The organism is Solirubrobacter ginsenosidimutans, from assembly GCF_027587205.1.
Genome location: NZ_JAPDOD010000021.1, coordinates 17,335 through 41,167 on the forward strand (window position 1 = coordinate 17,335; position 23,833 = coordinate 41,167).

A 23,833-nucleotide genomic window follows, 5' to 3' on the forward strand; every position below is an offset into this window, starting at 1 on the left:
CCTCCTCTAAAGGTCGACCTTGGAGAGCCGGCTACCGGACCGGGTCGCCGTCGGACGAGCGTATCGCCGAAACCGGCTGATCTAGGTACGGATATCCCGCCTAAGTTGGCTGTCGGTCGACCCCGGCGGTAGGTTCTCGCCATGCCCCCGGTACCCAGCAAACCGCCTGCGTCCGTGCCGGCGCGGAAGCACGTGTTCAAATTCGGCGTCGGCTTCCAGGTGACGCTCGGAACGCACACCGTGACGCTCGAGCCCGAATCGGCGGAGTTGGACCAGTTGCTCGAGGGCACCGGCAAGTACGCGCTCCCGGACGGCGAGGAGGTGGAGATCGGCAGCCTGGCCGACGGCTGGGCCGACCTGCGCAAGTTCGCGCCGCAGCTGCCGGAGCTGCCGACGCTCCCCGACCCGCTCGACAACATCGAGAACGCCCCGATCACGATCCGCGCGTTGAAGGTCGCGTTCGTCAAGAAGGAGCTCGATCAGCTCGTCGTCAACGTCTCGCTGCAGACCGACTGGAAGGTCCCGGTCCTCGAAGCGGTCAAGGTCGATCGCCTGATGTTCCTGATCGACTACCAGGCAACTTCATGATGTAGGTCACCGCGTGCCAGGGCGGGCGTGGTGCGGGCGGGTCGGCCGCACCCACCTCGGTCACGGTGAAGCCGAGCTCGCCGGCCGGGTGCTCGTGGGCGCCTTCGTCCTTCGCGGCGAACTGCTCGAACCCCTGCGCGTCGGCGAACTCGAACGTCTTGTCGTCCGCACGTGTTGAGGCGCGGACGCTCGCCCACCCGCCGGGCGGGTCGTGGTGGTGCGCGCCCCCCGAGCCCGCGGTGACCGTGGCCGTGCCGGCGGCGAACGTGTGCGTGTGCCCGTCCTCGCCGCCGCTGGTCCCCGGCGCGGCCGTCCCCGCTCCGACGATGAAGCGCCCGTGGAGGTCCGGGGCGTCGGGATGCGTTCCGTCGCACGGCGCGTACCCCTCGGGCACGGTGGCGCCGTGCCACGCGAGGATCGCACCCGGTGGCAGCTGCGCCGGGACGACGGTGGGCGCGGTCAGCGTGAGCGTGCTCGTCTGCACGCGGCCGAGCAGGGCGTCGTAGGCCGTGAGCACGAACGTGGTGTCGCCGGGCAGGGTCACCTCGTAGCCACTGGCCTCGGGGTCGACCGCGCCCACGCCCGAGAGCTGGACCAGGCTCGCGTGCTCGACCTTCCAGCTGAGGCTCGCATCGGCGCCGTCGACGCTCCCGGACAGCGCCTCGACGATGCGCATCGGCGCGCAGCGCTTCTCGACGACGAAGCTCCAGCCGTGATCGTCATGGCCGGGAAACCCACAGGCGCGCAGCTCGGCCTGCGCGGGGCCGGCCGCGAAGCCCGTGGCGAGCCGGCGAATACCGAACTCCACGAACGCGCGCGGCTCGAGCACGCGGTGGTTGCCGGCCGCCGGGACGAGGTCCCATTCCGGCCCGAAGGCCCGCTTGACGATCGTCCAGCCCGAGCCGCGCTCGACCACGACCTCGAGGTCGTCGAGCTGGCCCGGGGTGGTCACGGCGTCGTGACCGGGCGCTTCTCCGGCGCTCGCGAAGGAGAGGGTCAGCCGCGGCGGTGAAGCGCCCCACGCCTCGTCGTCGGCGACCAGCGGCGCCGCGTGGCGATTGAAGACCCGCAGCACGAGGTCGCCGCGCTCGGGGGCGTCGGCGCGGCGGCTGACCGGCACCACCGCCACTCCGAGCTCCCCGCCCGCGCGGCGCGCGCCGAGCTGGGCGTCGAGCACCGCGGCCAGGCTCGAGTGCGGCGTCGCGGACGGCCGCACCGTCAGCTCGACCGTGGTGCGGGTGACCTGCCCCGCCGCGGTGACCAGCGCCGTGACCAGCGGCCGGCCCGCGGACACGCTCGGCCGCAGCCCGGCGATGGTCGCCTCCAGCGAGCGTTCGCGCGTGGCCGTCAGCCGCCACGCGGCTCGGGCGCTGTCGTAGGTCGCCTGCCAGCCCTCGGCGGTGACCAGGAGGTCCGCCTGCTCGTCGGGACGGGCGAACAGCGCGGCCAGCGACAGCTCGACGCGGGTGGCCGCCGGCGCCCGCAGCGTCAGCGTGTTCTCGCGCCCGCGCCGGAGCTCACCCAGCAGCGTGATCGCCATCGCCGCTCCTGACGATGAAGCACAGCGCGTGGCCCAGAGGCCGCGCGACCGGTGCCGGGTCCGTCTCCCACTCGACCTCGACGTCGACGGGGTGCGTGTGCTCGCCGGCGTCGTCGAGGTCCGGATGATGGGCGTCGTGGGTGATGCCGGTGAAGCGGTTGAGGCCGAACTTCGGCCACAGGTGCGCGTCACTGCGCGCGGACGTCCACGCCAGGTCGTGCCGGTGGTCGGGCACCGGTGCCGTCCGGCCCGTGAACCGGACCTTCAGCGTGTGCGTGTGCGAGTCCCCGTCGCCCGTCTCCCCGGGCGGGGCCTGCTCGGTGGCGCCCAGCACGAAGCGTCCCAGCAGGTTCGGCCTGCCGTCCCTGCCGTCGCAGAGCGCCCACCCTCGCGGGATGTCCTCGTGCGTGCCGGCCCACAGGCAGATCGTGCCGTGCGGCACGCGTTCGCGCGGGCGCTCGACGCTCCGCGTCCTGGACTCGATCGCTCCGAACTCGCTGCCGTAGGCGACGAGCACGAAGGTCGTCGTCGCCGTCAGCGTCACCGTGAACGCGTCCTCCTCGGCGCGGACCCGGCCGTGGCCCGAGAGCGTGACGGTCTCGGCGCCGCGCACCCTCCAGGCCAGCCGCGCGCCCCCCGGCGCCGCCTCCGCGGTGAACGTCTCGATCATCGTTTCATCAGGTAGTGGAGGGCGTGCCAGAGCGGACCCGCCGTCTCGTCACTGGACCGGTACCCGGGCGCCGGCGCGACCACGACGGGATGCTGATGCGCCTTCGCCTCGCTCCACGCCGCCTGCGCCGCGTCCTTCGCGCCGAGATCGACGGTGAACCGGCCGCCGGCGTCCTTCTCGAAGCGGGTGGCGCCCCACGCCTGCGGCGGGGCATGCCGGTGCGCCCCGTCCTCGTCGCTGGAGGCCTTCCGCTCGCCGGGCAGCGCGTGGGCATGACGGTCGGCGTGCTCGTCGGCGTGCGGCGTGTCGGCGCCATAGATGAAGCGGTCACGCAGGTCCGGCGTGCCGTCCGTGCCGTCGCAGACCGCCCAGCCGTCGGGAATCAGCTCACCGTCGCCCCACCACGGGATGATCGTGCCGGGGACGATCTCGGGCGTGACCGTGACCGTCGCCTGCCGGCAGTCCGCCTTGCCGTGGGTGGCATCGAACGCGGTCAGGACCACGGTCGTCGTCTCGGCCACGTCGAGCGGGCACGAGCCCTCGGCCTCGACGATCCCGCCACACGAGAGCAGGACGGAGGTCGCGCCCGCGACGCGCCAGCTGACCGTCACCTCGCCGTGTCCGACGACCGTCTCCGGTGCGATCTCGAGGGCGAGGATCTCCATCACGACGGGTCCAGTTGCAGCCAGCCGTCAGCGATGCGGTGGAGCTCGGGCGCCGCCGTCGGCACGAACGGCTCGAGCGCGACGGGCTCGCCGGTCGCGCTGAGCCAGCTCCACGTGCCGGCGGCGGCGGGAAGCGGCACGCCGATGCGGCCGCGCGGGACGATCACCGGCGCGGTCTGGAAGGCGTACTTCAGCGCCGCCAACCCGCGCGCCGCGACGTCGGGTCCGATCGTCAGCGTCTTCACCGGAAGCACGCCGGTGTACGCATGGACTTCGCAGCGCGGGTCGACGAGCATCGTCACGACCGTCGCGCCGGCGCCGGGATCCGCGCGGACGGTGACCGTGCTCTGCGGCGGGCGCGCGATCCGCTCGTGGGCTGTCGCGGCCTGCGACAGGAAGCGCGCGAAGTCCGGCTTGCCGTCCGCGCCCGCGGCGAAGAAGCCGGCGAGCCCGTCGCCCAGCTGGGTGAGGCTGCCCAGGAGGACCGGCAGCCGCACGCCGGCGAGCGCGCGGTCGGAGCGCCGCCGGACGTCGCCGCGCGCGATGTCCGCGCGCAACGCGTCGATGCCCATGTCGATCAGCGGCAGCCCGAGCAGCGAGAGGTCGAATGACGCTTGGACGACCGCGAGCGGCGAGCCGACCAGCACCGCGACCTCGCGATCGGCGGCGGTCTGCGCCGGCGCGATCAGCGCCCGGGCCGCGTCGAGCGTGGCGCCGAGCGCCCGCAGGTACGCCGAGTCGTCGATGCTCGCCACGAGCTCGGCGATCACGCCCGCCGGCGCCGGTACTTCAGCGCCGGGCGCGACCCGCCACTGCGGCGCGTCAACGGTGGGCGTCAACCGGCCAAGCGCACGCCCTTCCGCGTCGTAGAACATCAGGCCGTCGTCGAGGTGGTTCGGGACGACCCAACCGAGGATCGGGGTCCCGCCCGCGTCCAGCCAGCGGAAGTTCAGCTGGGCGGGCTGCGAGAGCCGCAGCGGCGGCAGCACCGCGCTGCGCCGGCGAGGATCGGTGGGGACCGTCTCGGCGACCGCGATCGCTGACACGTCGACGTCGCGCCAGCGGCCGAACTCGTCGATCAGGCGCAGCTCGGTGAGCTCGAAGCGGCCGGTGCGCAGCGGCGCGAACGGGTTGTGCATCAGCGGCGAGAACCGGCGCTCGGCGTCGATCGCGTCGCGCACGCGCGTCACGAACGCGGCGTCGAGCGGCGAACCCTGTGGGTCCTCGACCGGCAGCTGGAGCTGGTGGGCGAGCATCCCCAAGGCGCTGGTGAAGCCGCTGAGCACCTGCGCCAGCAGCGGCTGCTGCTGCAGCGGTCCGAGCAAGCCCTCCAGACCGTCATAGCGGCGTTGCTCGATGGCCGTGGCGATCTGGCGCTCGAGCCCGATGCTCGCGTTGGCGGCCAGCAGCACGCGCCCCGTGTACTCGTCCGCCAGCGCCTCGTAGCGCACGCTGTCGGATTCGAGGTCGAAGCCGTCGGGGGGCATCGCGAAGTGGTCGAGCACGACTTGCGGGTCGAGGCCGGCGCTCGTGTCGAGCTCGCGGCGCAACTGGACCGAGACGCGCCAGGCGAGCTCGACGGGTCGCCACGGCAGCTTCCAGGGCCGCGCGTGTGCGGCCCCGTACTCGAGGAGTTGCGCGACCTCCGGCGGCGCGAGCCGCTCGTAGCCGGCGGGGGCGGGACGCGTCGGCTCGTCGCCGACGAAGGGCGGCTCGTCGGCGGCGTCCGGCGCCGAGCCGGGCAGGCCGTCTCCGCACAGCACCACGACCACGTCGTTGGGTTGGTAGAAGCGCGACGCGGGCACCGATTCCAGCCGCGCGCCGTGCGGGAGCCCGGCGGCCACCTGGTCGGCCTGGACCTGGATCTGCGCAGCCAGCGCGACGAGCTCGCCGGCCAACGCGTCGATCTCGTCCGCCTGCGTCTCCATGAACGCGTCGAGCGCGTCGAAGTCGAGCTGCGGGCGCCGGTCGGAGGCACGCAGTGCCGCGCGCCGGCACCAGTCCGCGAACAACCGGCCGCGCAGCGACGCGAGCTCGGCCGTGCCGGAGTCCCACCGCCGCTGGGCCGCGTTGAGGGCGGCCAGGTCCGCCTCGCCGCCGCGGACCTCCCATTCGATGCCGCCGTCGAGCGCGGCGAACTTCGCCGCGTGCATCTGCTCTTCCAGCCGCGCGATCCCGTCGGTCTCGCCGATCCGGTCGAGCGCGCCGAGCTGGAACGCGTTCAGCAGGCGCTCGGCCACCTCGTCCGCGCCGGCGCGGCGCGCCGCGAGCGCGGCGAGCGCCTCGGCGGGGGTGTTGCCGATCGCCACGTCGGGCGTGAGCGGCGCGTGCTGCCCGCGCAGGTACGCGCCCGCGGGATCGAACGGCACGCCGGACACGGCGCCGACGCACAGCGTCCGCCGCGGCGCCGGATCAGCGCCGGCGAGCTCGCCGAACGCCGCCGGATCGGCGTCGAGCGGATCGCGCTTCGCGTCCGCGTACCAGCCGATCACCGTGTAGGTCCGCGGGCCCGGGGCCGACTCGGCGTCGAGCATGCCGAACACGTTGCGGCAGTTCACGTAACAGCCGGCGAAGTCCGGGATCCCGTAGCCGAACGCGTTCAGCGGCAGCCGATCGCCGCCCTCCGTCTCGCCCGGCCACGCTTCGAGCGCGTGGACGCGGCCGATATAGCCGCCCGGGAAGGAGGTGGGGCTGTGGAGTGGCTCGGGATCGACGTGGTTGCTCTCCACCACCCACGCCTGCGTGTCCTGCGCGCCAGTGCGCACGACGAGCCAGCGGTCGGGGGCACACGGCAAGGTGATTCGCTTCGCGTCGCGCTCCTGGCGTGCCTGGAGCAATGCGCGCGGGAGGCGCCAGTGCACGTGCACGCCGGGCTCGAACGGCTGCCCGCCGAACGGCGGGCTGAACACCTGGGCGCCGAGGTAGGGCGCCCGCGGCAGCGAGAGCGCGGAGAAGTTCGCGTGCGGGAGCACCGACCACGGACCGGCCGCGTCGGGTGCGCCGACCGGCAGCGCCTCGACGCGGATCGGGACGATCAGGGCCGGCCCGCTCATCCCGGCTCCCGCGCGATGAACCGCACCTGGTGGGCCTGCTGCACGAGCGCCTGGGCGAAAGCGCCCGGCGTGGTCGCCTCCGGCCATTGCGCGCGCAGCGCGCCGACATCGACGACGCGCCGGTTCCCGACGCGGAGGTGCGCCTCGTCGGTCACGCCGAAGTGCAGGGCCTCGGCGGGCTCGGACAGCGTCACCGCGCGCAGCCGGCCGGCGAACAGCGCGAGCAGCACTTCGGGCCCGAGGCGGTCGAGCCGCGCCAGCGCGATCGCTGCCGTCCCCGCCTCGTCGGAGAAGCCGCGCACCTCGAGCGTCGGCCAGCGCCAGACCGCCTGCGAGCGCAGCAGCAGGCCGGTGACCTCGACGCTCTCGCCCACCTGCGCTTCGAGCATCTCCGCGCGCCCGGTCGCCGCCCGCCCTGCGGCGGCCTGCGCGACCTGCTCGAGCGCGGACCGCTCGCGGTCGGCGTCGCCGGCGGCGGAGCGTCCGAGGCTGAAGGCGCCGTCGAGCAGCGCTTGCACCCAGGCCTCGTCGAGCGCGAAGAAGCGGATCGACTCCGGCGGAAGCATGCCTTCGTCGGGCACCAGGTAGCTGAACGGCACGCCCCGCAGCACGCGCAGCTCGCTCAGCCAGTCGGTGATGCGCTCCGTCTCGCGCTGCTCCTGCGCACCGGGGGCCGCGTGCGTGATCGCGTCCGCCATGGTCGCGCGCTTGCCGGTGCTGAAGGACCAGCTCCTCATGGGGTTCCGAGCTTGTCCAGGAGTGGGGTGATGACCGCGTGCGTGTCGACCTGCTCGAGCTTGCGCTGCAGCAGGTCGCGTTCGAAGCCGGCGGCGACGCTGCGCTGCTGGGTGGTCTTCCAGGCCGCGAGCAGGATCGAGAAGTCACGGTCGGCGAGCGCGAGCAGCTGCCCGAGCTGCCAGGCGGCGGCGAGCGAGACGTCGAACATGCCGGTCCGCGGGTCGTAGCGCAGCAGCGCGTCGGCGGCGTCCACGCCGAGCGCATGCGGCGCGGCCGGCGCTTCCGGGGTGGGGACGAGCGGCCCGCGGTACCACGACTTCGTCACCGTGCCGTCGCGCATCTCGTGTTCGAGCAGCGCGTAGCCGCGCGCGCCGGCCTCGTGGCTCGCATCGCGGGTACGCAACGTGGGTGGCTCGCGGTCCAGCCCGCCGACGGTCGCCGCGAAGCGGCCGCGCTCGGCGAGCGTGCCGAACGACCACGTGTCGAGCACCGCGAGCCGCACGCTCTCGCCGTGCTCCTCGGGCTCCGGCGGGAGCGCGCCGGCGCGACCCTCGAGCGAGACGAGGCAGCAGGTGGTCATGCTGCCCGGCCGCGGGAGCCGGTTGGCGACGACCACGGCGAAGCGGGCCGCCGGCGCGGTCTCGGCGCCCGCCCGGGCGGCCGCGGCGGGCGCGTCGAGCTCGCGCGCATGCGTCAGCCAGGGCAGCTCGTCCGCCTGCGGCGCGATCTCGGCGAACAGCGTCGCCGGGACGTCGATATAGCGGCATGGCTGGTCGTCTTCCTCACCCACGTCGGGCTGCGGATACGCCGTGCGGAGGTCGCCGACCGTGCCGGCCGTGACCTTCGGGGGAGGGTCGTTGGCGTCGAAGACGAGCAGGGCGAGCCAGGGCACCCCCGGCGGATCGCCGAGCTCGCGCTGCCACGGCAGCGTCGCGGCGCTGAGGACGATGTGCGGCAGCACGCCGGCGAAGTCGCCCTGCGCTCCCGCGGCCGGGAAGCGGCCGTGCAGGTCGTCGGGCGGGAGCGTGAAGCGCGGGCCTTGGACCGCGATGGTGACGGCGTCGGTGAACCTGTCCTCGACGCCGGTGCCGCTCACCGTGTGCTCGAGGCCGATCGTGTGCCGGCCGGTTCGCAGCGGGGGCTCGACGGAGTCGTAGAAGGTGAGCTCGTCCGGCATGGCTCAGGCTGCCGGGACGGTGGCGAGGATGGGCGAGGCCGTCAGCCCGAGCGCGGCGAAGTCGACCGGCCCGGGCGGCTCGTCCGCCGCCGCGGACGCCGGCAGGGACGGCCAGGACCACTCGCGGACCTCGGGCGGCGCCTCGCGCGCGAACTGGGCCGCAGGGCGTGGCTGCGCCGGGGCTGGGCACATCTCGACGCCGGTGACGGCCCCGGCGATCGTCCCGTCGGCGCCCAGCGTCGGCTTGCCGTCGCCCCACAGCGCCTTCGGCACCGTGCCCGTGACCAGGCTGGAGTGCAAGCGCGCCGCGGGCTCGATCGTGATCGCGTGCGTGCTGGTGACGGAGCCCAGGCCCATCGGGGCGATGCCGATGCGCTGCGGGCCGACCTGCTGCTCCGCTCCGTCGACCGTCACGCGCGTGGCCGCGATGACCGTCTCCGTCGCCACCACCAAGCGCTCAGGGTCGACGATGAAGTGCACCCCGGTCTCGCCGGCCTTGCCCGTCGCCGGGTCGCGCAGGTCGGCGAGGACCCCGCTGCGCACCGCGACGCGCACCGCGCCCTCCTCGCCCCCGAGGAGCTGGTGCTTGACCTCCGGCCAGCTCAGCGACTTCGGCGCTGCATCGGGGTCGTGACCGAACGGGATCGTGATGCGGATCACGCCGAGGTCGAGCTCCGCCTCGCCGCTGAACTCCGGCCCCCACATGCGCAGCTCGGCGCTCACGTGCACCGAGAGCGTCGAGGTCGCAAACCCCTCGTGCAGGACGGCGTCGACCGCGAAGTCCACGCCGACGGTGGCCTCGTAGCGCAAGGGCGCCCAGCGGCTCAGGAAGTCGACGTGGGCCTTGAAGCGCGCGCTGACCGCCCCGCTCTTGTACGTCGCGTCCAGCTGGCCGCCGAGCATCGCGGCGCCGGGCGTGAGCGCGAAGTACTGCCCGCCCTTGATCTGCAGCGGGCCGGCGTCCCAGGTCAGCCCGAGCCGCGGCACCACGGGGTAGTGCGCGGGGGCTTCGAACGCCGGGTGGTAGCCGCCGAGCGTGATCACGAAGTCGCCGCGGTGCCCGCTCCCTCCGAACCAGAAGCAGAGCGCGAAGCCGCCGGTGAGCCGGCAGGCGGGTGCGAGCACGTAGGAGTCCGACGTGAGCCGGCCGAGGATCGCCAGCTCGCCGCTGCCCGGCGTGATCGTCGTGCGGAGCGCGAGGCTCGCGCTCACGACGGCGCTCTCGAGCCCGGGTGGAAGGCGCAGCGTCGCCATCCCGAGCAGACCGATCTCGACGCGGTGGCCGAAGGCGACGGTCAGCAGCACCTTGGAGTGCAGCACGCCGAACGAGCTGACGGCCACACCGGCGGCCATCCAGTGCTGCTGATCGGCGGGCTGGATCGCTTCGCCGAGGATCGCCATCGCGTCGGCCACGCTGGTGTTCTCGGCGAAGACGTTGGTCGTGGGCGCGGTGCCCCGGATGAGCGGGAAGTCCTCGATCTCCTCGATCGGCGGGATCGTGAGCGTCCGGTTGATGCCGAAGCCGCCCGCGATGCCGTCGATGAAGAAGTACGGCGGGCCGCCCATCGGCGCCATCACCTGCAGGAAGGCGAACAGCGACGGCGGGTGCCGGTCGGCGTAGGAGCCGCGCGCCGAGAGCTCATACGCGCCGGCGCGTACCGACAGCGCGCCGTCGAATTGCCATTCCCCGGCCGGGGTGTCGGGACGCCGCAGCAGCGCGCCGCTCACGCGGACCGGCGGCGCCTCGTAGGACATCGACAGGCCGTCGAGATGGAATTCCGGGTGCAACGGGTCGTCGAGGCGCACGGTGACGCCCATGCCGATCACTTCGATCTCCACGCCGGCGTGCCCGAGCCGGGCCGTGAAGCGCACGCGCAGGCCGCCGTCGTGGAAGTCGTAGATGAGATCCTCGACCTCGACCGGCCCGAACCGGCGCTGCACCGCGTGACGCTGCGGCTCGGCGTCGACGGTGCCGGTCTCCGGGTCGGGCGTGAGCGGCACGCGAACGTCGGTCGGGGCCGGCTCACCCGCGATCCCGACGCGCGCGCCGAGGTACGCGCGGTCCTTCCCGGACTCCCGCACGACCTTGATCCCGACGGTGTCGAGGCGGATCGCGTCCTGGAGGTGATCGCCGACGAGCGGCAGGCGGCTCAAGTCCCCGAGCGGCCGGAGCGCGAGCCCGACCAGCGCCTCGAACGTCGCCTTCGCTCCGCAGACCTCGAAGGCGACACGGTCCACGGTGACCGCCGGGAGGTCGGGGAGCTCCACGTGGATGAGCTCGGCGAGCCGCTGCACCACCTCGCCCAGGTCGAGGTCCTGGCCGACGTCCGACTCGCCGCTGAAGCACCATTGGCCGGACCGGTGCGTCGCTCTGATCGCCAGCGCGTCAAGGCCTATCGCGGAGCTATGCGTGTCGGAGGCCACGCGCGCCCCGACTCTCGCCGCCCGCCGGCGGCCTGTCAAGGCGGCGTCCCCACACCTGGCGCGACCGCTGTCCCGCCGGCGGGACGGCGCGCTCTTAAGTGCTTGACAGACAAGCATGTGAGCGCTAGCACTCCGTACCACCTTTTCGTGCGTCAGACGAAGGAGGAGAGGTATGCGTGCGCTCACATGCTGCGTGACCGTGGTGCTGCTCATGGGGGTGATGACCGCTCCGGCGGCGGCCAAGCGACACGACGGCGGGCTGACGATCGACAAGGTCGCGTTCGGCACGGTGAACGGCCAAGGCGTCGACAAGTACACGCTGGGCAACGGCGACATGTCGGTCTCGATCCTCACCTACGGCGGGATCGTCCAGGCGGTCAACGTGCCCGACCGCCGCGGTCATGACGCCAACGTCACGCTCGGCTTCGCGGACATCGACGGCTACACGAACGCCGCCTACATCAAGAGCAACCCGTACTTCGGCGCGATCATCGGGCGCTACGGCAACCGGATCGCCAAGGGCCGCTTCACGCTCGACAACACCACGTACTCACTCGACATCAACAACGACCCGAACAGCCTCCACGGCGGCTTCGAGGGCTTCAACGTCAAGAACTGGGTGGCGACCCCAGTGCGCACCCAACGCTCGGTCGGCGTCAAGCTCACCTACTTGTCGAAGGCGGGCGAGGGCTGCACGCCCAGCCGGCCGAGCGTTCCGCCCTGCAGCACGGGCTATCCCGGCACCGTCCCGGTCACGGTCGTCTACTCACTCGACTCGCGCGACAACCTGCGCATCGACTACACGGCGACGACCGACAAGCCCACGGTCCTGAACCTCACCAACCACGCCTACTGGAACCTGGCGGGCGAGGGCTCGGGCACGATCTACGACCAGCAGCTGCAGCTCAACGCCGACCGCTTCACGCCGGTCGACAGCACGCTGATCCCGACGGGCGCGATCGATCCGGTGGCCGGCACCCCGTTCGACTTCCGCGGCTTCCACTCGATCGGCGAGCGGATCCGCGGGAACAACCAGCAGCTCGTGTTCGGACGCGGCTATGACCACAACTGGGTGCTCAACCGCCGCCCCGGCGACACGACGAGCCTCGTCCAGGCCGCCACGCTGCGTGACCCGGCGAGCGGCCGCGTGCTGACGTTCTACACCGACCAGCCGGGCATCCAGTTCTACTCGGGCAACTTCCTGGACGGGACGTTGTACGGCACGAGCGGCAACCAGTACCGCCAGGGCGACGGGCTCGCGCTCGAGACCCAGCACTTCCCGGACTCGCCCAACCACGCGAACTTCCCCTCGACGGTGGTCCGCCCGGGGCAGACCTACAAGACGACCACGGTGCTCAACTTCTCCACCGACCGCCACGGTCACGACTGACCGCGTACCAGCGGGCCGCCCTCATCCGGCGGCCCGCGCCCGGGCCCGGCGGTACTCCTCGACGACGATCTCGTTGAGCTCCTCGACCGACGTCTCGCCGGTCGGCTTGTCGAAGGTGATCTCGCCGTCCTGGATCAGGTTCACGCGGTCGCAGGACTCGAGCACGTGCACGTAGTTGTGGGCGATCATGATGATCGAGACCTTGCCTTCGGCGCGCAGCCGCGCGACGACGTCGAGGATCATCGCGCCCTCCTTGGCGCCCATCGCGGCCAGCGGCTCGTCGAGCAGGATGATGTCCGCGTCGGAGTGGACCGTGCGGGCGACGGCGATCGCCTGGCGCTGGCCGCCGGAGAGCCGCGCGACGGGCACGCCGAGCCGCGGCACGTTGACGCCGATCTCGTCGAGCGCCTCGCGCGTCTGTTCCCGCATCCGCTTGCGCGCGAGGAACGGGATCGGCCGGTGCACCTGCTCGCGCCGGAGGAACATGTTCTGCACGACGTCGAGCTGGTTGACCAGGGCGAGGTCCTGGTAGACGCAGTCGATGCCCAGCGAGCGGGCGTGGTCGACGGAGCGCAGCTCGGTCTCGTCGCCCTTGACGAAGAGCTTGCCCGAGTCGGGCTTCTGGAAGCCCGAGATGATCTTGATCAGCGTCGACTTGCCCGCGCCGTTGTCGCCGAGCAGGCCGAGCACCTCGCCCTTGCCCAGGTGCAGGTTGACGTCGTGCAGCGCGGTGACGGGGCCGAAGCGCTTGGCGACGTTCTCGACCCGCAGGACGTCCTCAGACACCGCTCCCCCTTCGCACGCGACCGACGTAGACGTTGATGATCATCGCGACGATGATCGCGACGCCGAGGATGAAGTCCAGGTAGTCCGCGTTGACGCCCTCGAGCGTCAGCCCGTCGCGCAGGATGCCGAGGAACAGCGCGCCGAAGAGCGCGCCGATCGCCGTTCCCTCGCCGCCCGCGAGCAGCGTGCCGCCGATCACCGCCGCCGACACCGCGCGGAACATCGTCTCCGACGCGCCCGCCGTGTCGGGCGTGACCGAGCTCGAGCGCATCGCCTCGAGGACGCCGACGAAGCCGGCGAAGAAGCTGCACAGCACGAAGTTGCGGATCACGACCGAGCGCACCTTCACGCCCGCCTCGGCCGCGCCGTGCTTGTTCCCGCCGACGGCGATCGTGTACATGCCCCAGCGCGTCCGGGTAAGCAGCAGGTGGACGAACGCGACGAACAGCAGCGCCCAGATCAGCTCCGAGTACTGGCCGGCGCCGAAGATCCGCGCGAAGGTGCCGACGTGATTGACCTGCTCGGGCAGCGTGATCGTCTGCCCGTTGACCACGTGGGTGACGTTGACCGTCGTCGAGGTCACTTCGGCGCCCGGCATCGCGACCGACTGGGCGTGGGAGATGATCAGCGTGAGCCCGCCGAGCCCGAGCAGCATGCCCAGCGTGGTGATGAACGACGAGACGCCGAACACCTCCGTGATCACGCCGTTGATCAGCCCGACGATCGCGCTCACCACCAGCGCGCCGATCAGGCACAACGTGAGCCCCAGCCCGGCCTGGTTGAACTCGTAGAACATGAAGGGCGCGAACAGGTAGACCGACCCGATCGACAGGTCGATCTCACCCGCCACCATCAGCAGCACCTCGCCGACCGCCAGGATCGCGAACGGCGCGAAGTACGGCAGCAGCGTGACGAAGTTCGCGTGGGTGAAGAAGCGGTCGGTCTTCAGCGAGAAGTACAGCGCCGCCAGGAACGTGACGACGATGATGCTGCCCTCGCGCAGCGTCAGGAACCGCAGCGCGAGCTCACGCGCGCCGGGCCGGCCGGACGGCGGGCCGCTCGCGGAAGGCGGAGCGGCCGCCGAGACGGGCGCGGACATCGTCTTAGGCCTTGGTCACGCCTGCCGCCGACGAGGTTCCCTCGTAGCGGCTCTTGGTGTTGTTGTAGTCGGCGACGGTCGTCTTGTCGAGGAACTTCAGGCCGGTGTTGGTGTCGGCGATGCCGGACAGGCCGCCCGATGCCTGGTACATGAACAGCTGCAGGATCGGGATGAAGCCCTGCAGGTAGGGCTGCTGATCGATCGTGAAGTCGATCTGGTCCGCCGCCAGCAGCTTCTGCGTCACCGGGGTGAGGTCATACCCGCCGCCCTTGACGCCCTTCTCGCGCAGGCTGTGCTTCTGGATCGTCTGCGCCAGGCTCTGCGTGCTGCCGGCGTCGACGGCGAAGTACCCCTTGGTGTCCGGATGCCCGGTGGCGTAGGAGTCGATCACCGACAGCTCGGCCGGGACGGCCGCGCCGGTCGCGATCACGTGTGGGGTGATGCCCTTGCCCGACTTCTTGATCACGTCCTGCGCGCCGTCGATGCGCGGCTGGATGTTCGAGGAGCCGGGGGTCGCGATGAACAGCGCCACGTCACCGGACGGCACGAGCTCGATGATCCGCTTGCCCATCTCCTGACCTGAGACGAAGAGGTCCTGGCCGATGTAGCAGAGCCGGGCGTTGGACACCTCGTCGGCGTTGTAGGCGACGACCGGGATCTTGGCCTTCAGCGCCGCATCGGTGGGCGCGTTGAACGCGCGCTTGTCGACCAGGCAGACGCCGATCCCGTTGGCCCCGCCGGTGATCGCCGTGTTCATCGCGTTGACCATCTCGTTGACGTTGGCGTTCTCCGAGCCGGTCCACTGGTACGAGCAGCCGAGCAGCTTGCACGCGTCCTCGGCGCCGTACTTGGTCGGCACGAAGAACGGGTTCGTCGTGACGTGGTTGACGAGCACGAACTTCAGTTTCGAGTCCTCCGCGAAGACGGCGCCGCCGCTGCTCCCCTGCGCCGCGGCGGTCGCCGTGGCCTTCGACGTGCCGGTCTTGCTCGACCCGCAGGCCGTGAGCATCGCCGCCGCGATCCCGGCAGCACCCCCCGTCAGCGCCGTGCGTCGCGTCATCGCGCGCCAGCGAGTGGCAGGGGTCTCCTCCTGCGCCTTGGCGTCCGCCCACTCCAAACGTTCGAGGGCATCGTGGACGGGATCGAGCTCGGACATGACTGTCTTCTCCTCCGGTCGACGCGCCAAAAATTAGCGATAACACGCTTGTTTAGTCAAGGCACGGGTGGGCCGTAAATGGCAAGACGACAATGCTCGAAGGGTGCGGTTCATGTGAGCGCTAACCGGACCACCGGAGTTCGGATGCCGTAACGAACCGCCGCGGCGTGGCTTAAAGAGGCACGATGCCGCTCGGACCTACCGGGCGGCGTGAACCGGGACGCCGCCGAGCGTGCCGGTCACCCCTTTGCTCGTGTACGTGAGGGTGCCCGCCGCGGCCGACGGGCCGGACACGGTGAGCGTGCCGGTGCCGCGGTCGCTGAACGCGCCTGAGATGCGCACGCCGCGGATCCACTCGACGCCGTGCAGCTCGAGCTTGGCGCGCGTCACCCGCACGTACCCGGCGCGCAGCCCCGGGAGCCGGCTCGGGAGCAACGCGAAGGCGGCGTCGTAGCCGACGCCGCCGAGGGTCAGGCTGACCGCGGAGAACGTACGGCCCGGGAGGCCGGAGACGACGGTCGGCCGCAGGTCGGTGATGGACGCGGGCACGAACGGGGCGGAGAGGCTCTGCAGCTGCGCGCCGAACGAGGTGCGCGAGCACTTCGCGACCGTCTGGCCGTGCAGGAACGCGACCGTGCCCTTCAGCGCGCACCCGCTGAAGTCCGACGTCAGGACCGAATGGCCGACGCCGGGCACCGCGAGCACCTGCGCGTTCGGGTACTGCGCCGCCGTCCGGCGGGCGTCCTCCAGCGGCGTGCGCAGGTCGGCGCGGCCGGAGAGGACGAGGACCGGCACGTCGGGGCCGAGGTAGGCGACCCCCTCGGGGCGCGGGGTGGGCGGCCAGTTCTCGCACAGCCCGACGACGCTCTGCTCGAGCACCGTCTTCGGGCTGAACGGCGCGAAGGCGTCCTGGCGCTCGGCCACGAACGCCTGCACCGCGTCCTTGCGCGTGGCGATCGCCGAGTCCGGCGCCCACGGCAGGCGGCTCTCGATGCAGGACGTCGCCAGCAGCCGCGCCGTGTTGATGTCGTCCACGTCGCCGCCGCTCGACGGCTCCAGCGCATCGAGGTGCAGGAGCGGCGCGGCGTCGCCGTCGGCCAGCGAGGCGATCGCCGCCGGCAGGCCCGCGCGCAGCGACGGCGACAGATCCGAGGCGGAGATGGCGCCGTAGAGCGCCGCCTCGCTCACCCGCGCGGTCCTCACCCGACCGGTCTTCGAGACCAGCGGCCCGCTGATCGCGCCCTTCTGGAGCCGCTCGGCGGCGGCGGTCAGCGCGGCGTCGGGATCGCTCACCGTGGCGCTGCAGGGCCCGGGGTAACAGACCTCCTTCAACACGCGCGGCGTGCCGAGCTCGCGCAGCTGGTCATAGCCGTCGAGGCCGTCGACGGGCACCGGGGAGTCCAGCACCAGCGCGGCGGTCGAGGCCGGGTAGCGGCGCGCGTATTCGCTGGCCACCTTCGTGCCGTAGGACACGCCCAGCAGCGTGAGCTTGTCCACGCCGAGCGCGAGCCGCAGGTCCTCGAGGTCCTTGGCGGTCTCCGGCGTGTTCCAGAACGCGCGCTTGTCGCCGAGCTTGGTCGCGCACGCCGCGACGTCGTCGGTGCCGTTGAACTTGCAGTCCACCGCGCCCGACGCGCCCGTGCCGCGCTGGTCGACCGTGACGATGTCGTAGTTCGAGCGCAGCGGCTTCAGGAGCGAGGCGACCGGCGTCGTCAGCGGGACCGCCGACTGGCCGGGCCCGCCGCTGAGCAGCACGATCGTCCCGGTTCGTGTCCCGGTCGCCGGCACCTTGGCGTAGGCGAGTCCGATCGTCCCCGGCGTCTGGCCGGAGTGGTCGAGCGGGACGGTCAGCGTGCCACATTGCGCACCCTTTGGACAGGCGGCGGAAGCAACGGCCGGGGTCAGCGCGAGAACCGCGAAACCGACGGCTGCGACGACTGCGGCACGGCAGGACCGGCCTAGAACCATGGGTGACTCCTGAAAGTGGTGGAAGACGGCGTTGGTCAATGTCTCCAAACCAGGCACACTTCATGCATGCCTGGTCTCGAAGAGCTCGGGTGGCTGCAGTTCGAGCGCCTGTGTGAGCTGGTGCTGGAAGCTGACGCCGGTGTCGACCCTACGCGCTGGGAAGGCTCAGCCGACACGACGCGCCACGTCGTGTGCGACGACGAGCTGCGCATCGGCGACCGGACGTTCTCGCCTCCGGTGCTGATCCGCTGCCTGTGGCGACGCGACGATCGCGTGATCGCCCCACCGAATGGGTTCGCTTCGGTCGTCACGTTCGCCAATCATCCCGCCGCCGAGATCGGGAACCTCGTCTACGGCGAGGACGAGCTGCGCGACGCGATCCGGCGCCTGCCCGGCCTGCGCCTGCAGCTGCCGTCGATCCTCTGCCTCGACGCGGCTCCGCCCGACGCGGCGGCGCTCGAGCGGTCGACGTTCGACGTCGAGGCCGCGCGCGAGCTTGCGCGGGTCTTCGTGCCCACACCGGCCTGGAGCCGCGCCGTCGCCACGCTGAAGGCGCACAACTTCCTCGTCCTCACCGGTCCGCCCGAGATGGGCAAGACCGCGATCGCCCGGATGCTCGGCCTCGAGCTCCTCACCGAGGGGTGGGAGGTGCACGAGACCACGCGGCCCGAGGAGGTCGAGAAGCTCTTCGATCGCGCCAAGCCGCAGCTCTTCATCGCCGACGACGCGTTCGGCTCGACCGAGTACCGCCCGGACGCGGCCGAACGCTGGGCCAACAACCTCGACCGCATCCTGCGCGCGACCGACGACCGCCACTGGCTGGTCTGGACGTCGCGCCCCGCGCCGCTGAGCGCCGGTCTGCGGCGCCTGCACCGCGAGCGCGGCGGCGAGCACTTTCCGCAGCCCGCCGCCGTCTCAGTCGACGCCTCGGCGCTCGGCGTGGAGGAGAAGACCCTGATCCTGTTCCGGCACGCGCGCGCCGCGAACCTCGACAAGACGCTCCGTGACCGGGTCAAGGACCACGGTGCCGCGATCGTCGGCAATCCGCACTTCACGCCCGAGCGGATCCGGCGCTTCGTCGCCCGCGGCGTCCCGATCGACGACGTCGAGCGCGAGCTGCGCGAGCCGACGGAGGCGATGACGACCTCCTACGAAGCGCTGGAGGGTGAGCACCGCGAGCTGCTGCACGCGATGCTCGACTCGCCGCCCGGCCCGGTGGCCGAACGCGACCTGGCGGCGGCGCTGCGACGCCACGCGACGAGCGGGCTGCCGAAGGCGCCCGCCGACCTCGTCGACCGCCTCGCCGACCACTTCCTGCGGGTGATCGCATGAGGGTCGACTGGGTTCACCCGAGCTGGCGCGACCTGGTGATCGAGTCGCTCGCCGCCAATCCCGACGAGCGGCGCCGGTTCCTGCGCGCCACGGGCGTCGACGGCGCCGCGGTCGCGCTGTCGCGCGAAGGCGGGATCGCGGGGGAGCGCGAACGCCCCCTGCTCGGCGAGGACGCCGACTGGGACGCGCTCGGGGACGGCCTGCACCATCTCTGCGCCGACCTCGACGAGGCCGACGCCACCCGCCTGCTCGAGGTCCTCGCCGCCGCGGGCGACGACCCCGAGGTGGCGGCGCTGCGGCAGCTCGTGCTCAAGCGCCTCGCCTGGAACGGCAAGGTGCTCAGCGTCGACGCGATCGCCGCGTGGGCGGCGGTGGCTTCGACCCTCGATCCGCGCCCTGAGCCGCCCGCGGTCGCCATGACCTGGCTGGAGCTCGAACCCTCGGCTGCGCCGCGCACGCCCGAGGAGATGGAGCGGATGGCGGACTGGCTTCGGCTGGCCGAGATCCTCCACGATCACGACACCGAGCTGCTCGACGGCCTCGGCTTCCCGAGCCGCTACTCGCTGCTGTTGGCGGACTTCGCCGGCAGCGCGCCGGCGGACGAGCCGCCGGCGGAGCGTGATCTGCGGATCGAGTCGCTGGGCCGGCTCGCGTTCCTCGACGAACGCCTGGCGGGGCTCGCGCTGGGAGAGTCGATCATGCTCAGCCAGCCGGCGCTCGAGCCCGTCGCCGACCTGCCGACGCCGATCAGCAACGGCTTCCCGATCGAGCGGGTGCTCAGAGACCTCTGAGCAGGGCGCGGCGGACCTTGCCCGAGCTGGTCTTGGGCAGGTCCGCGACGAAGTCGACGACGCGCGGGTACTTGTACGGCGCGGTCTGGCCCTTCACGTGGTCCTGGAGGGCTCGCGCGAGCGTGTCGGAGGGCTCGTAGCCGTCGCGCAGGACGACCACGGCGCGCACGATCGAGCCGCGCTCGTCATCGGGCGCGGCGACCACCGCCGCCTCCGCCACGGCCTCGTGGGCGACGAGCGCCGACTCGACCTCGAACGGCCCGATCCGGTAGCCCGCGGAGATGATCACGTCGTCGGTGCGGCCCTCGAAGTGCAGGTAGCCGTCGTCGTCGCGCACGACGCGGTCGCCGGTGTGCCACGGACCCTCGTGGGGCGCGTCGCCGAGGTAGCGCAGGAAGAACGTCGGGTCGCTGCGCGGCTGCAGCACCAGCTCGCCGTCGACGATGTCGAGCTCGACCCCGGGGAGCGGGCGGCCCATCGAGCCCGGCCGCGGCGTCTCGCCGAGCGGCGCGCCGGTCAGCTGGCCCGTCTCGGTCTGCCCGTAGCCGTCGCGGATCCAGAGGCCGATTGCCTCGTGCCAGGCGTGCAGGACCTCGGGGTTCAGCGCCTCGCCCGCGGCGACGACGCCCTTGAGGCTCGGCAGCGGCGCGAGCGTGGCCCGCTTGGCGATCACGCGGTACTCGGTCGGCGCCATGCAGAGCACGTCGACGCGCTCGCGGGCGATCAGCTCCAGGCGCTCCCGCGGGTCGAAGCGCGCGTCGTGCAGGAGCGCGGCCGCGCCCCGGAGCCAGGGCGCGATGAACGCGTTGCGGGCGGACTTGCTCCACCCCGCCGCGGCCGTGCACCACACGAGCTCGCCGGCGTGGGGAGCCAGCCAGTGCTCCGCCTGCAGGTGCTGGCCGGTGAGGTAGCGCTGGCCGTGCAGGACCGCCTTCGGCTCGCCGGACGTGCCGCTCGTGAAGGTGATCAGGCAGGGGTCTTCCGGGGCGAGCTCGGCGTGCGGGGGAGTGTGAGATGCCTCCGCTTCCCACGGCACCCACAGGGTCTCGCCGGACCAGCCGGCGTCCTTCAGCGTGGCGCTGTTGCGCACGTCGGCGACGACGATCCGCGGCTGCGCGACGGCCAGCCGCTGGGCCAGGTCCTTCGGACGGAGCTGCTCCGTGCACGGCAGCACGACGAACCCCTGACGGAAGCACGCGAGCATCGTCAGCGCCCATTCGGGCCGGTTTCCGACCAGCGTGAGGACGACGTCGCCGCGTCTGACACCGAGCGCGTCGAGGGTTCCCGCCAGGCGCCCCGCTGCCCCGCTCAGCGCGCCGAACGTGTACTCGCGGCGGCTCCCGTCGCGGGCCAGCTCGACGAGCGCGCGGGCGTGCGGCGGCGCATTTTGGACGACGTCACGCCAGAAGTTCACCGTCGCCAGACTACGACGGCGGGGATAGGATCGCCCGATGGCCGCAGCTCCCGCGTTCTATGACAAGACCGACGAGCAGAAGGCGATCCTCGAGATGGTTCGCCAGTTCGTCGACGAGCAGATCCTTCCGCAGGCCGAGCACTACGACGCCGTGGACGAGTTTCCGGAGCCGATCGTCGCGCAGATGCGCGAGCTGGGCCTGTTCGGCGTAACCATCCCCGAGGAGTACGGCGGGATGGGGCTGGATCTGACGACGTACGCGATGATCGTCGAGGAGCTCTCGCGCGGGTGGATCTCGATCAGCGGGATCGTCAACACCCACTTCATCGGGTCCTACCTGTTGATGAAGTTCGGCACGCGCGAGCAGCAGGCGCGGCTGTTGCCGAAGATGGCGACGGGGGAGATCCGGGCCGCCTTCTCGATGAGCGAGCCGGAGCTGGGCTCCGACGTGGCGGCGATCAAGGCGAGCGGCAAGAAGACCGCCGACGGCGACTACGAGCTGTCGGGCGCGAAGATGTGGGTGACCAACGGGCTTTTGTCCGGCGTCGTGTTCGTGTTGATGCGGACCGACCGCGACGCGTCGCCGCCGCACCGAGGGCTGACCTGTTTCATCGCCGAGAAGGAACCGGGGGCGTCGGAGAACCCGGGCCTGATCGTGCCCCCCAAGATCAAGAAGCTCGGCTACAAGGGCGTCGAATCGACCGAGCTGGTCTTCGACGGCTACCGCTGCCCCGCCGACATGATCCTCGGCGGCGAGGAGGCGGGCCTGAACAAGGGCTTCGCGCAGATGATGGACGCGCTGGAGGTCGGCCGCGTCAACGTCGCCGCGCGCGGCGTCGGGATCGCGCAACGCGCCTTGGAGCTGGCGTTGAAGTACGCCCAGGAGCGGCGGACGTTCGGCAAGCCGATCGCCGAGCACCAGGCGATCCAGTTCAAGCTCGCCGACATGGCGACCAAGGTCGAGGCCGCACGGTTGCTGATGCTCAAGGCCGCCCGGATGAAGGACGCCGGCGAGCGCTCCGACGTCGAGGCGGGCATGGCCAAGCTGTTCGCCTCCGAGACCGGCAAGGAGGTCGTCGAAGACTCCTTCCGCATCCACGGCGGCTACGGCTACTCCAAGGAATACGAGATCGAGCGGCTGTACCGCGATGCGCCCCTGCTGCTGATCGGCGAAGGCACGAGCGAGATCCAGCGCATGGTCATCGGGCGCAAGCTGATCGCCCGCAACAAGATCTAGCGGCCTCAACAGGCCTGCGGTTTGGTGACGCCCGGGGGCAGGCACCGGGCGGTCACCGACGGGCGCTTGCGGGCGCGGATCGTCAGCACCTTGTGGCTGCCGATCGTGCCCGGCTTGGTGGTGATGACGGTGATCTTCGTGCCGACCTTCAGCGGGCGCTTGATGAACGCCTTCAGCGAGACCGTGCCCGCCTTCTTCTTGGTCACGGTGTAGGACTTCGCCGAGCAGCCCTTGGGGCAGGTGGCCTTGACGGTCGCTCCCGCGGGCACCGCCGTGACGTTCAGCGCGCTCAGCCGGGTGGTCCTCTTCGCCGCGCTGAACTGGTAGGAGATCGTCGGGGCGAGCGTGATCAGCGGGGCCGCGGGCTGCACCGGGGCCGGCGCGGGCGCCGGAAGCGGGGCCGGGGTGTCGACCGGCGGAGGCGGCGTGCTGGGGAGGGCGATCGGGCCGAGCGACGACCACGGGCCGAACGTCGGCTTGCCCAGCAGCGGGCCGGGGACCGTCACGTCCCGGATCTGCAGGTCATTGCCGACGCGCGCGAACAGCAGTTCGTGCCCGGGCCGGTCCGACGTCCCCGCCGGCGACGAGCTCAGCGGCGTCTGGTCGACCAGGGTCCACACCATCCCGGGGGTCGGATGCTCGTGGTAGTAGAGGAAGTTGTTGGTGCCGCGCACGAAGAGGTCGAGCCGGTTGAGCCACGCGGTCGCCGACGCGGGCGCGCCGATGATCTGGCCGCCGAGGTCATACGGGCCGTTCCAGCTGCCGTTCTGCCAGTAGCGCTGGGCGACGTTGCCCCCGGCGTCGCGGGTGAAGACGTCGATCGAGCCGCTGGAATGGAACCCGACGACGGTCGGCGCCGACCCGAGGTTCTGGTCGAACTTCTCCCACGGCGACCAGCTCTGCCCTTGCACGAGCGAGCGGTGATAGAGCGCGTTGTCGGTCCCGCGTGCGGCGAGGTCGACCGTCGTGGTGTTGTAGCGCAGGCCCGCGGACGGCGCCGACGTCACCTGCCCGCCGAGCGATCGCCAGCCGAACCAGCCGCCACCGGCGTCTGCCTGGTTCCACCAGACGGCGCCGTCCTGTCCGCGCACGAACAGCATCACCGACTGCCCGAACGCGAGCGCACCCGGTCCGGAGCCGGCGCCGACGTCCAAACCCGGCACGACCGCCCAGTCGCTCCACGTCCCGCTCGTCATCCGCCGCTCGAGGATCCGGTCGCCTGAATCGCGCGCGAACACGTACACGGTGCCGTTGAGCGCCGCCGCGCTCGGGTTGTCGTCGAAGACGTCCGCGCTCGCCGACGCGGTCAGCATCACGAACAGCAGCGCCGCGACCAGGCAGATCCGATGCACCACGGGACCGACACTAATCCGTTTCAGTCGAAGTGCGCAACAGGTCCCCTGATGACGCCGTGTCAATTTGCCGCAAGGTCTGCGTCGAACGCGCGTTGTTGTCCGCGTGAACACCATCTCCTCGGGGTGGAACGGACTCGAGATCCGTCGCTGCCCGGCGTTGCGGAGGACGCATCTGGTCATCTACGGCAGCGTCGACGAGCAGCGCGTGGCCGAGACGCAGGCCGCCGTCGCGGCCGCGTTCGCCGAAGGCCACAAGGTCACGTTCGACCTCCATCACCTGACGCTCGTGGAGCGGGCGTCGATCGAAGCGCTGCTGGACCTCGCCGAGGAGTCCACGCAACCGTGACCGCGGCGCAGAGGCCGACGGTCGCCGCGGCGTGGGCGAGCGCGGCGGGTGAGCCGAATGCGTCGAGCGGCGCCGTGGCCGTCTCCTCCAGGTGGCCTTCAGCC

General features: G+C 71.8%; 19 protein-coding genes. 6 read left to right on the top strand and 13 right to left on the bottom strand.

Annotated features, from left to right (window positions below; translation table 11 throughout):
* Nucleotides 1-141: 141 nt before the first annotated feature.
* Nucleotides 142-588, top strand: a complete 447-nt coding sequence (locus OM076_RS21225; RefSeq protein WP_270042066.1) for a hypothetical protein — start codon at nt 142-144, stop codon at nt 586-588.
* On the opposite strand, the gene OM076_RS21230 is transcribed toward OM076_RS21225, so the two are convergent.
* Genes OM076_RS21230 through OM076_RS21260 form a run of 7 tightly spaced genes read right to left on the bottom strand, consistent with a single transcriptional unit; the run spans nt 539 to nt 10,855 of the window.
* Nucleotides 539-2,128: a hypothetical protein gene (locus OM076_RS21230; RefSeq protein ID WP_270042067.1), complete on the bottom strand. Its 1,590-nt coding sequence runs from the start codon at nt 2,126-2,128 to the stop codon at nt 539-541. The two genes, OM076_RS21225 and OM076_RS21230, sit on opposite strands and share 50 nt — an antisense overlap.
* The gene (locus OM076_RS21235) at nt 2,106-2,798 is read right to left on the bottom strand and encodes a hypothetical protein (protein ID WP_270042068.1); all 693 of its coding nucleotides are present in this window, start codon (nt 2,796-2,798) and stop codon (nt 2,106-2,108) included. The genes OM076_RS21230 and OM076_RS21235 overlap by 23 nt, the downstream gene beginning before the upstream one ends.
* A complete protein-coding gene (locus OM076_RS21240; protein ID WP_270042069.1) occupies nt 2,795-3,463 on the bottom strand; it encodes a hypothetical protein in 669 nt (222 codons plus the stop codon). Before OM076_RS21240 ends, OM076_RS21235 begins: the two co-directional genes overlap by 4 nt.
* On the bottom strand, nt 3,463-6,516 hold the full coding sequence (locus OM076_RS21245) for a hypothetical protein (protein WP_270042070.1): 3,054 nt from the start codon (nt 6,514-6,516) through the stop codon (nt 3,463-3,465). Before OM076_RS21245 ends, OM076_RS21240 begins: the two co-directional genes overlap by 1 nt.
* Complete coding sequence (locus OM076_RS21250) at nt 6,513-7,253, bottom strand: hypothetical protein (protein WP_270042071.1); 741 nt, start codon at nt 7,251-7,253, stop codon at nt 6,513-6,515. The genes OM076_RS21245 and OM076_RS21250 overlap by 4 nt, the downstream gene beginning before the upstream one ends.
* Complete coding sequence (locus OM076_RS21255) at nt 7,250-8,431, bottom strand: hypothetical protein (RefSeq protein WP_270042072.1); 1,182 nt, start codon at nt 8,429-8,431, stop codon at nt 7,250-7,252. Before OM076_RS21255 ends, OM076_RS21250 begins: the two co-directional genes overlap by 4 nt.
* A gap of 3 nt (nt 8,432-8,434) precedes the next feature.
* Complete coding sequence (locus OM076_RS21260; protein WP_270042073.1) at nt 8,435-10,855, bottom strand: DUF6603 domain-containing protein; 2,421 nt, start codon at nt 10,853-10,855, stop codon at nt 8,435-8,437.
* A gap of 172 nt (nt 10,856-11,027) precedes the next feature.
* Here OM076_RS21260 and OM076_RS21265 point away from each other — a divergent pair, with 172 nt between their 5' ends.
* Nucleotides 11,028-12,245, top strand: a complete 1,218-nt coding sequence (locus tag OM076_RS21265; protein WP_270042074.1) for an aldose epimerase family protein — start codon at nt 11,028-11,030, stop codon at nt 12,243-12,245.
* A 21-nt stretch (nt 12,246-12,266) separates the two neighbouring features.
* Here the strand turns inward: OM076_RS21265 and OM076_RS21270 are convergent, their stop codons facing one another.
* The 4 genes from OM076_RS21270 to OM076_RS21285 form a co-directional block, all read right to left on the bottom strand.
* Entirely contained in the window at nt 12,267-13,031 is a 765-nt protein-coding gene (locus OM076_RS21270; protein ID WP_270042075.1) for an ATP-binding cassette domain-containing protein, read from the bottom strand.
* Nucleotides 13,024-14,130, bottom strand: a complete 1,107-nt coding sequence (locus tag OM076_RS21275; protein WP_270042076.1) for an ABC transporter permease — start codon at nt 14,128-14,130, stop codon at nt 13,024-13,026. Before OM076_RS21275 ends, OM076_RS21270 begins: the two co-directional genes overlap by 8 nt.
* A gap of 4 nt (nt 14,131-14,134) precedes the next feature.
* Nucleotides 14,135-15,286, bottom strand: coding sequence for a sugar ABC transporter substrate-binding protein (locus OM076_RS21280; RefSeq protein ID WP_270042077.1), 1,152 nt, complete (start codon nt 15,284-15,286; stop codon nt 14,135-14,137).
* A 198-nt stretch (nt 15,287-15,484) separates the two neighbouring features.
* Nucleotides 15,485-17,254 (bottom strand): alpha/beta hydrolase, encoded by a 1,770-nt coding sequence (locus tag OM076_RS21285; protein WP_270042078.1) that lies wholly within the window; start codon nt 17,252-17,254, stop codon nt 15,485-15,487.
* 66 nt (nt 17,255-17,320) lie between these two features.
* Between OM076_RS21285 and OM076_RS21290 the strand changes: the two genes are divergently transcribed.
* Nucleotides 17,321-18,586, top strand: a complete 1,266-nt coding sequence (locus tag OM076_RS21290; RefSeq protein ID WP_270042079.1) for an nSTAND3 domain-containing NTPase — start codon at nt 17,321-17,323, stop codon at nt 18,584-18,586.
* Complete coding sequence (locus OM076_RS21295; protein ID WP_270042080.1) at nt 18,583-19,377, top strand: hypothetical protein; 795 nt, start codon at nt 18,583-18,585, stop codon at nt 19,375-19,377. The genes OM076_RS21290 and OM076_RS21295 overlap by 4 nt, the downstream gene beginning before the upstream one ends.
* Here OM076_RS21295 and OM076_RS21300 read toward each other — a convergent pair.
* On the bottom strand, nt 19,364-20,791 hold the full coding sequence (locus OM076_RS21300) for an acetate--CoA ligase (RefSeq protein WP_270042081.1): 1,428 nt from the start codon (nt 20,789-20,791) through the stop codon (nt 19,364-19,366). The two genes, OM076_RS21295 and OM076_RS21300, sit on opposite strands and share 14 nt — an antisense overlap.
* Nucleotides 20,792-20,828: 37 nt before the next feature.
* Between OM076_RS21300 and OM076_RS21305 the strand changes: the two genes are divergently transcribed.
* Nucleotides 20,829-22,028 carry an acyl-CoA dehydrogenase family protein gene (locus OM076_RS21305; RefSeq protein ID WP_270042082.1) on the top strand — a complete coding sequence of 400 codons (1,200 nt, stop codon included), beginning with the start codon at nt 20,829-20,831 and terminating at the stop codon, nt 22,026-22,028.
* Between the two features lie 5 nt (nt 22,029-22,033).
* On the opposite strand, the gene OM076_RS21310 is transcribed toward OM076_RS21305, so the two are convergent.
* Complete coding sequence (locus OM076_RS21310; RefSeq protein WP_270042083.1) at nt 22,034-23,383, bottom strand: DUF8189 domain-containing protein; 1,350 nt, start codon at nt 23,381-23,383, stop codon at nt 22,034-22,036.
* A 103-nt stretch (nt 23,384-23,486) separates the two neighbouring features.
* Here OM076_RS21310 and OM076_RS21315 point away from each other — a divergent pair, with 103 nt between their 5' ends.
* A complete protein-coding gene (locus OM076_RS21315; RefSeq protein WP_270042084.1) occupies nt 23,487-23,729 on the top strand; it encodes a hypothetical protein in 243 nt (80 codons plus the stop codon).
* The last annotated feature ends 104 nt before the right edge of the window (nt 23,730-23,833 follow it).

Bases quoted from the DNA above. Each gene is read 5' to 3' on its own strand.
- OM076_RS21290 (WP_270042079.1), top strand. From the start codon at position 17,321: ATGCCTGGTCTCGAAGAGCTCGGGTGGCTGCAGTTCGAGCGCCTGTGT.
- OM076_RS21250 (WP_270042071.1), bottom strand. From the start codon at position 7,253: ATGAGGAGCTGGTCCTTCAGCACCGGCAAGCGCGCGACCATGGCGGAC.
- OM076_RS21245 (WP_270042070.1), bottom strand. From the start codon at position 6,516: ATGAGCGGGCCGGCCCTGATCGTCCCGATCCGCGTCGAGGCGCTGCCG.
- OM076_RS21230 (WP_270042067.1), bottom strand. From the start codon at position 2,128: ATGGCGATCACGCTGCTGGGTGAGCTCCGGCGCGGGCGCGAGAACACG.
- OM076_RS21235 (WP_270042068.1), bottom strand. From the start codon at position 2,798: ATGATCGAGACGTTCACCGCGGAGGCGGCGCCGGGGGGCGCGCGGCTG.
- OM076_RS21225 (WP_270042066.1), top strand. From the start codon at position 142: ATGCCCCCGGTACCCAGCAAACCGCCTGCGTCCGTGCCGGCGCGGAAG.
- OM076_RS21280 (WP_270042077.1), bottom strand. From the start codon at position 15,286: ATGTCCGAGCTCGATCCCGTCCACGATGCCCTCGAACGTTTGGAGTGG.
- OM076_RS21285 (WP_270042078.1), bottom strand. From the start codon at position 17,254: ATGGTTCTAGGCCGGTCCTGCCGTGCCGCAGTCGTCGCAGCCGTCGGT.
- OM076_RS21295 (WP_270042080.1), top strand. From the start codon at position 18,583: ATGAGGGTCGACTGGGTTCACCCGAGCTGGCGCGACCTGGTGATCGAG.
- OM076_RS21275 (WP_270042076.1), bottom strand. From the start codon at position 14,130: ATGTCCGCGCCCGTCTCGGCGGCCGCTCCGCCTTCCGCGAGCGGCCCG.
- OM076_RS21265 (WP_270042074.1), top strand. From the start codon at position 11,028: ATGCGTGCGCTCACATGCTGCGTGACCGTGGTGCTGCTCATGGGGGTG.
- OM076_RS21255 (WP_270042072.1), bottom strand. From the start codon at position 8,431: ATGCCGGACGAGCTCACCTTCTACGACTCCGTCGAGCCCCCGCTGCGA.
- OM076_RS21305 (WP_270042082.1), top strand. From the start codon at position 20,829: ATGGCCGCAGCTCCCGCGTTCTATGACAAGACCGACGAGCAGAAGGCG.
- OM076_RS21240 (WP_270042069.1), bottom strand. From the start codon at position 3,463: ATGGAGATCCTCGCCCTCGAGATCGCACCGGAGACGGTCGTCGGACAC.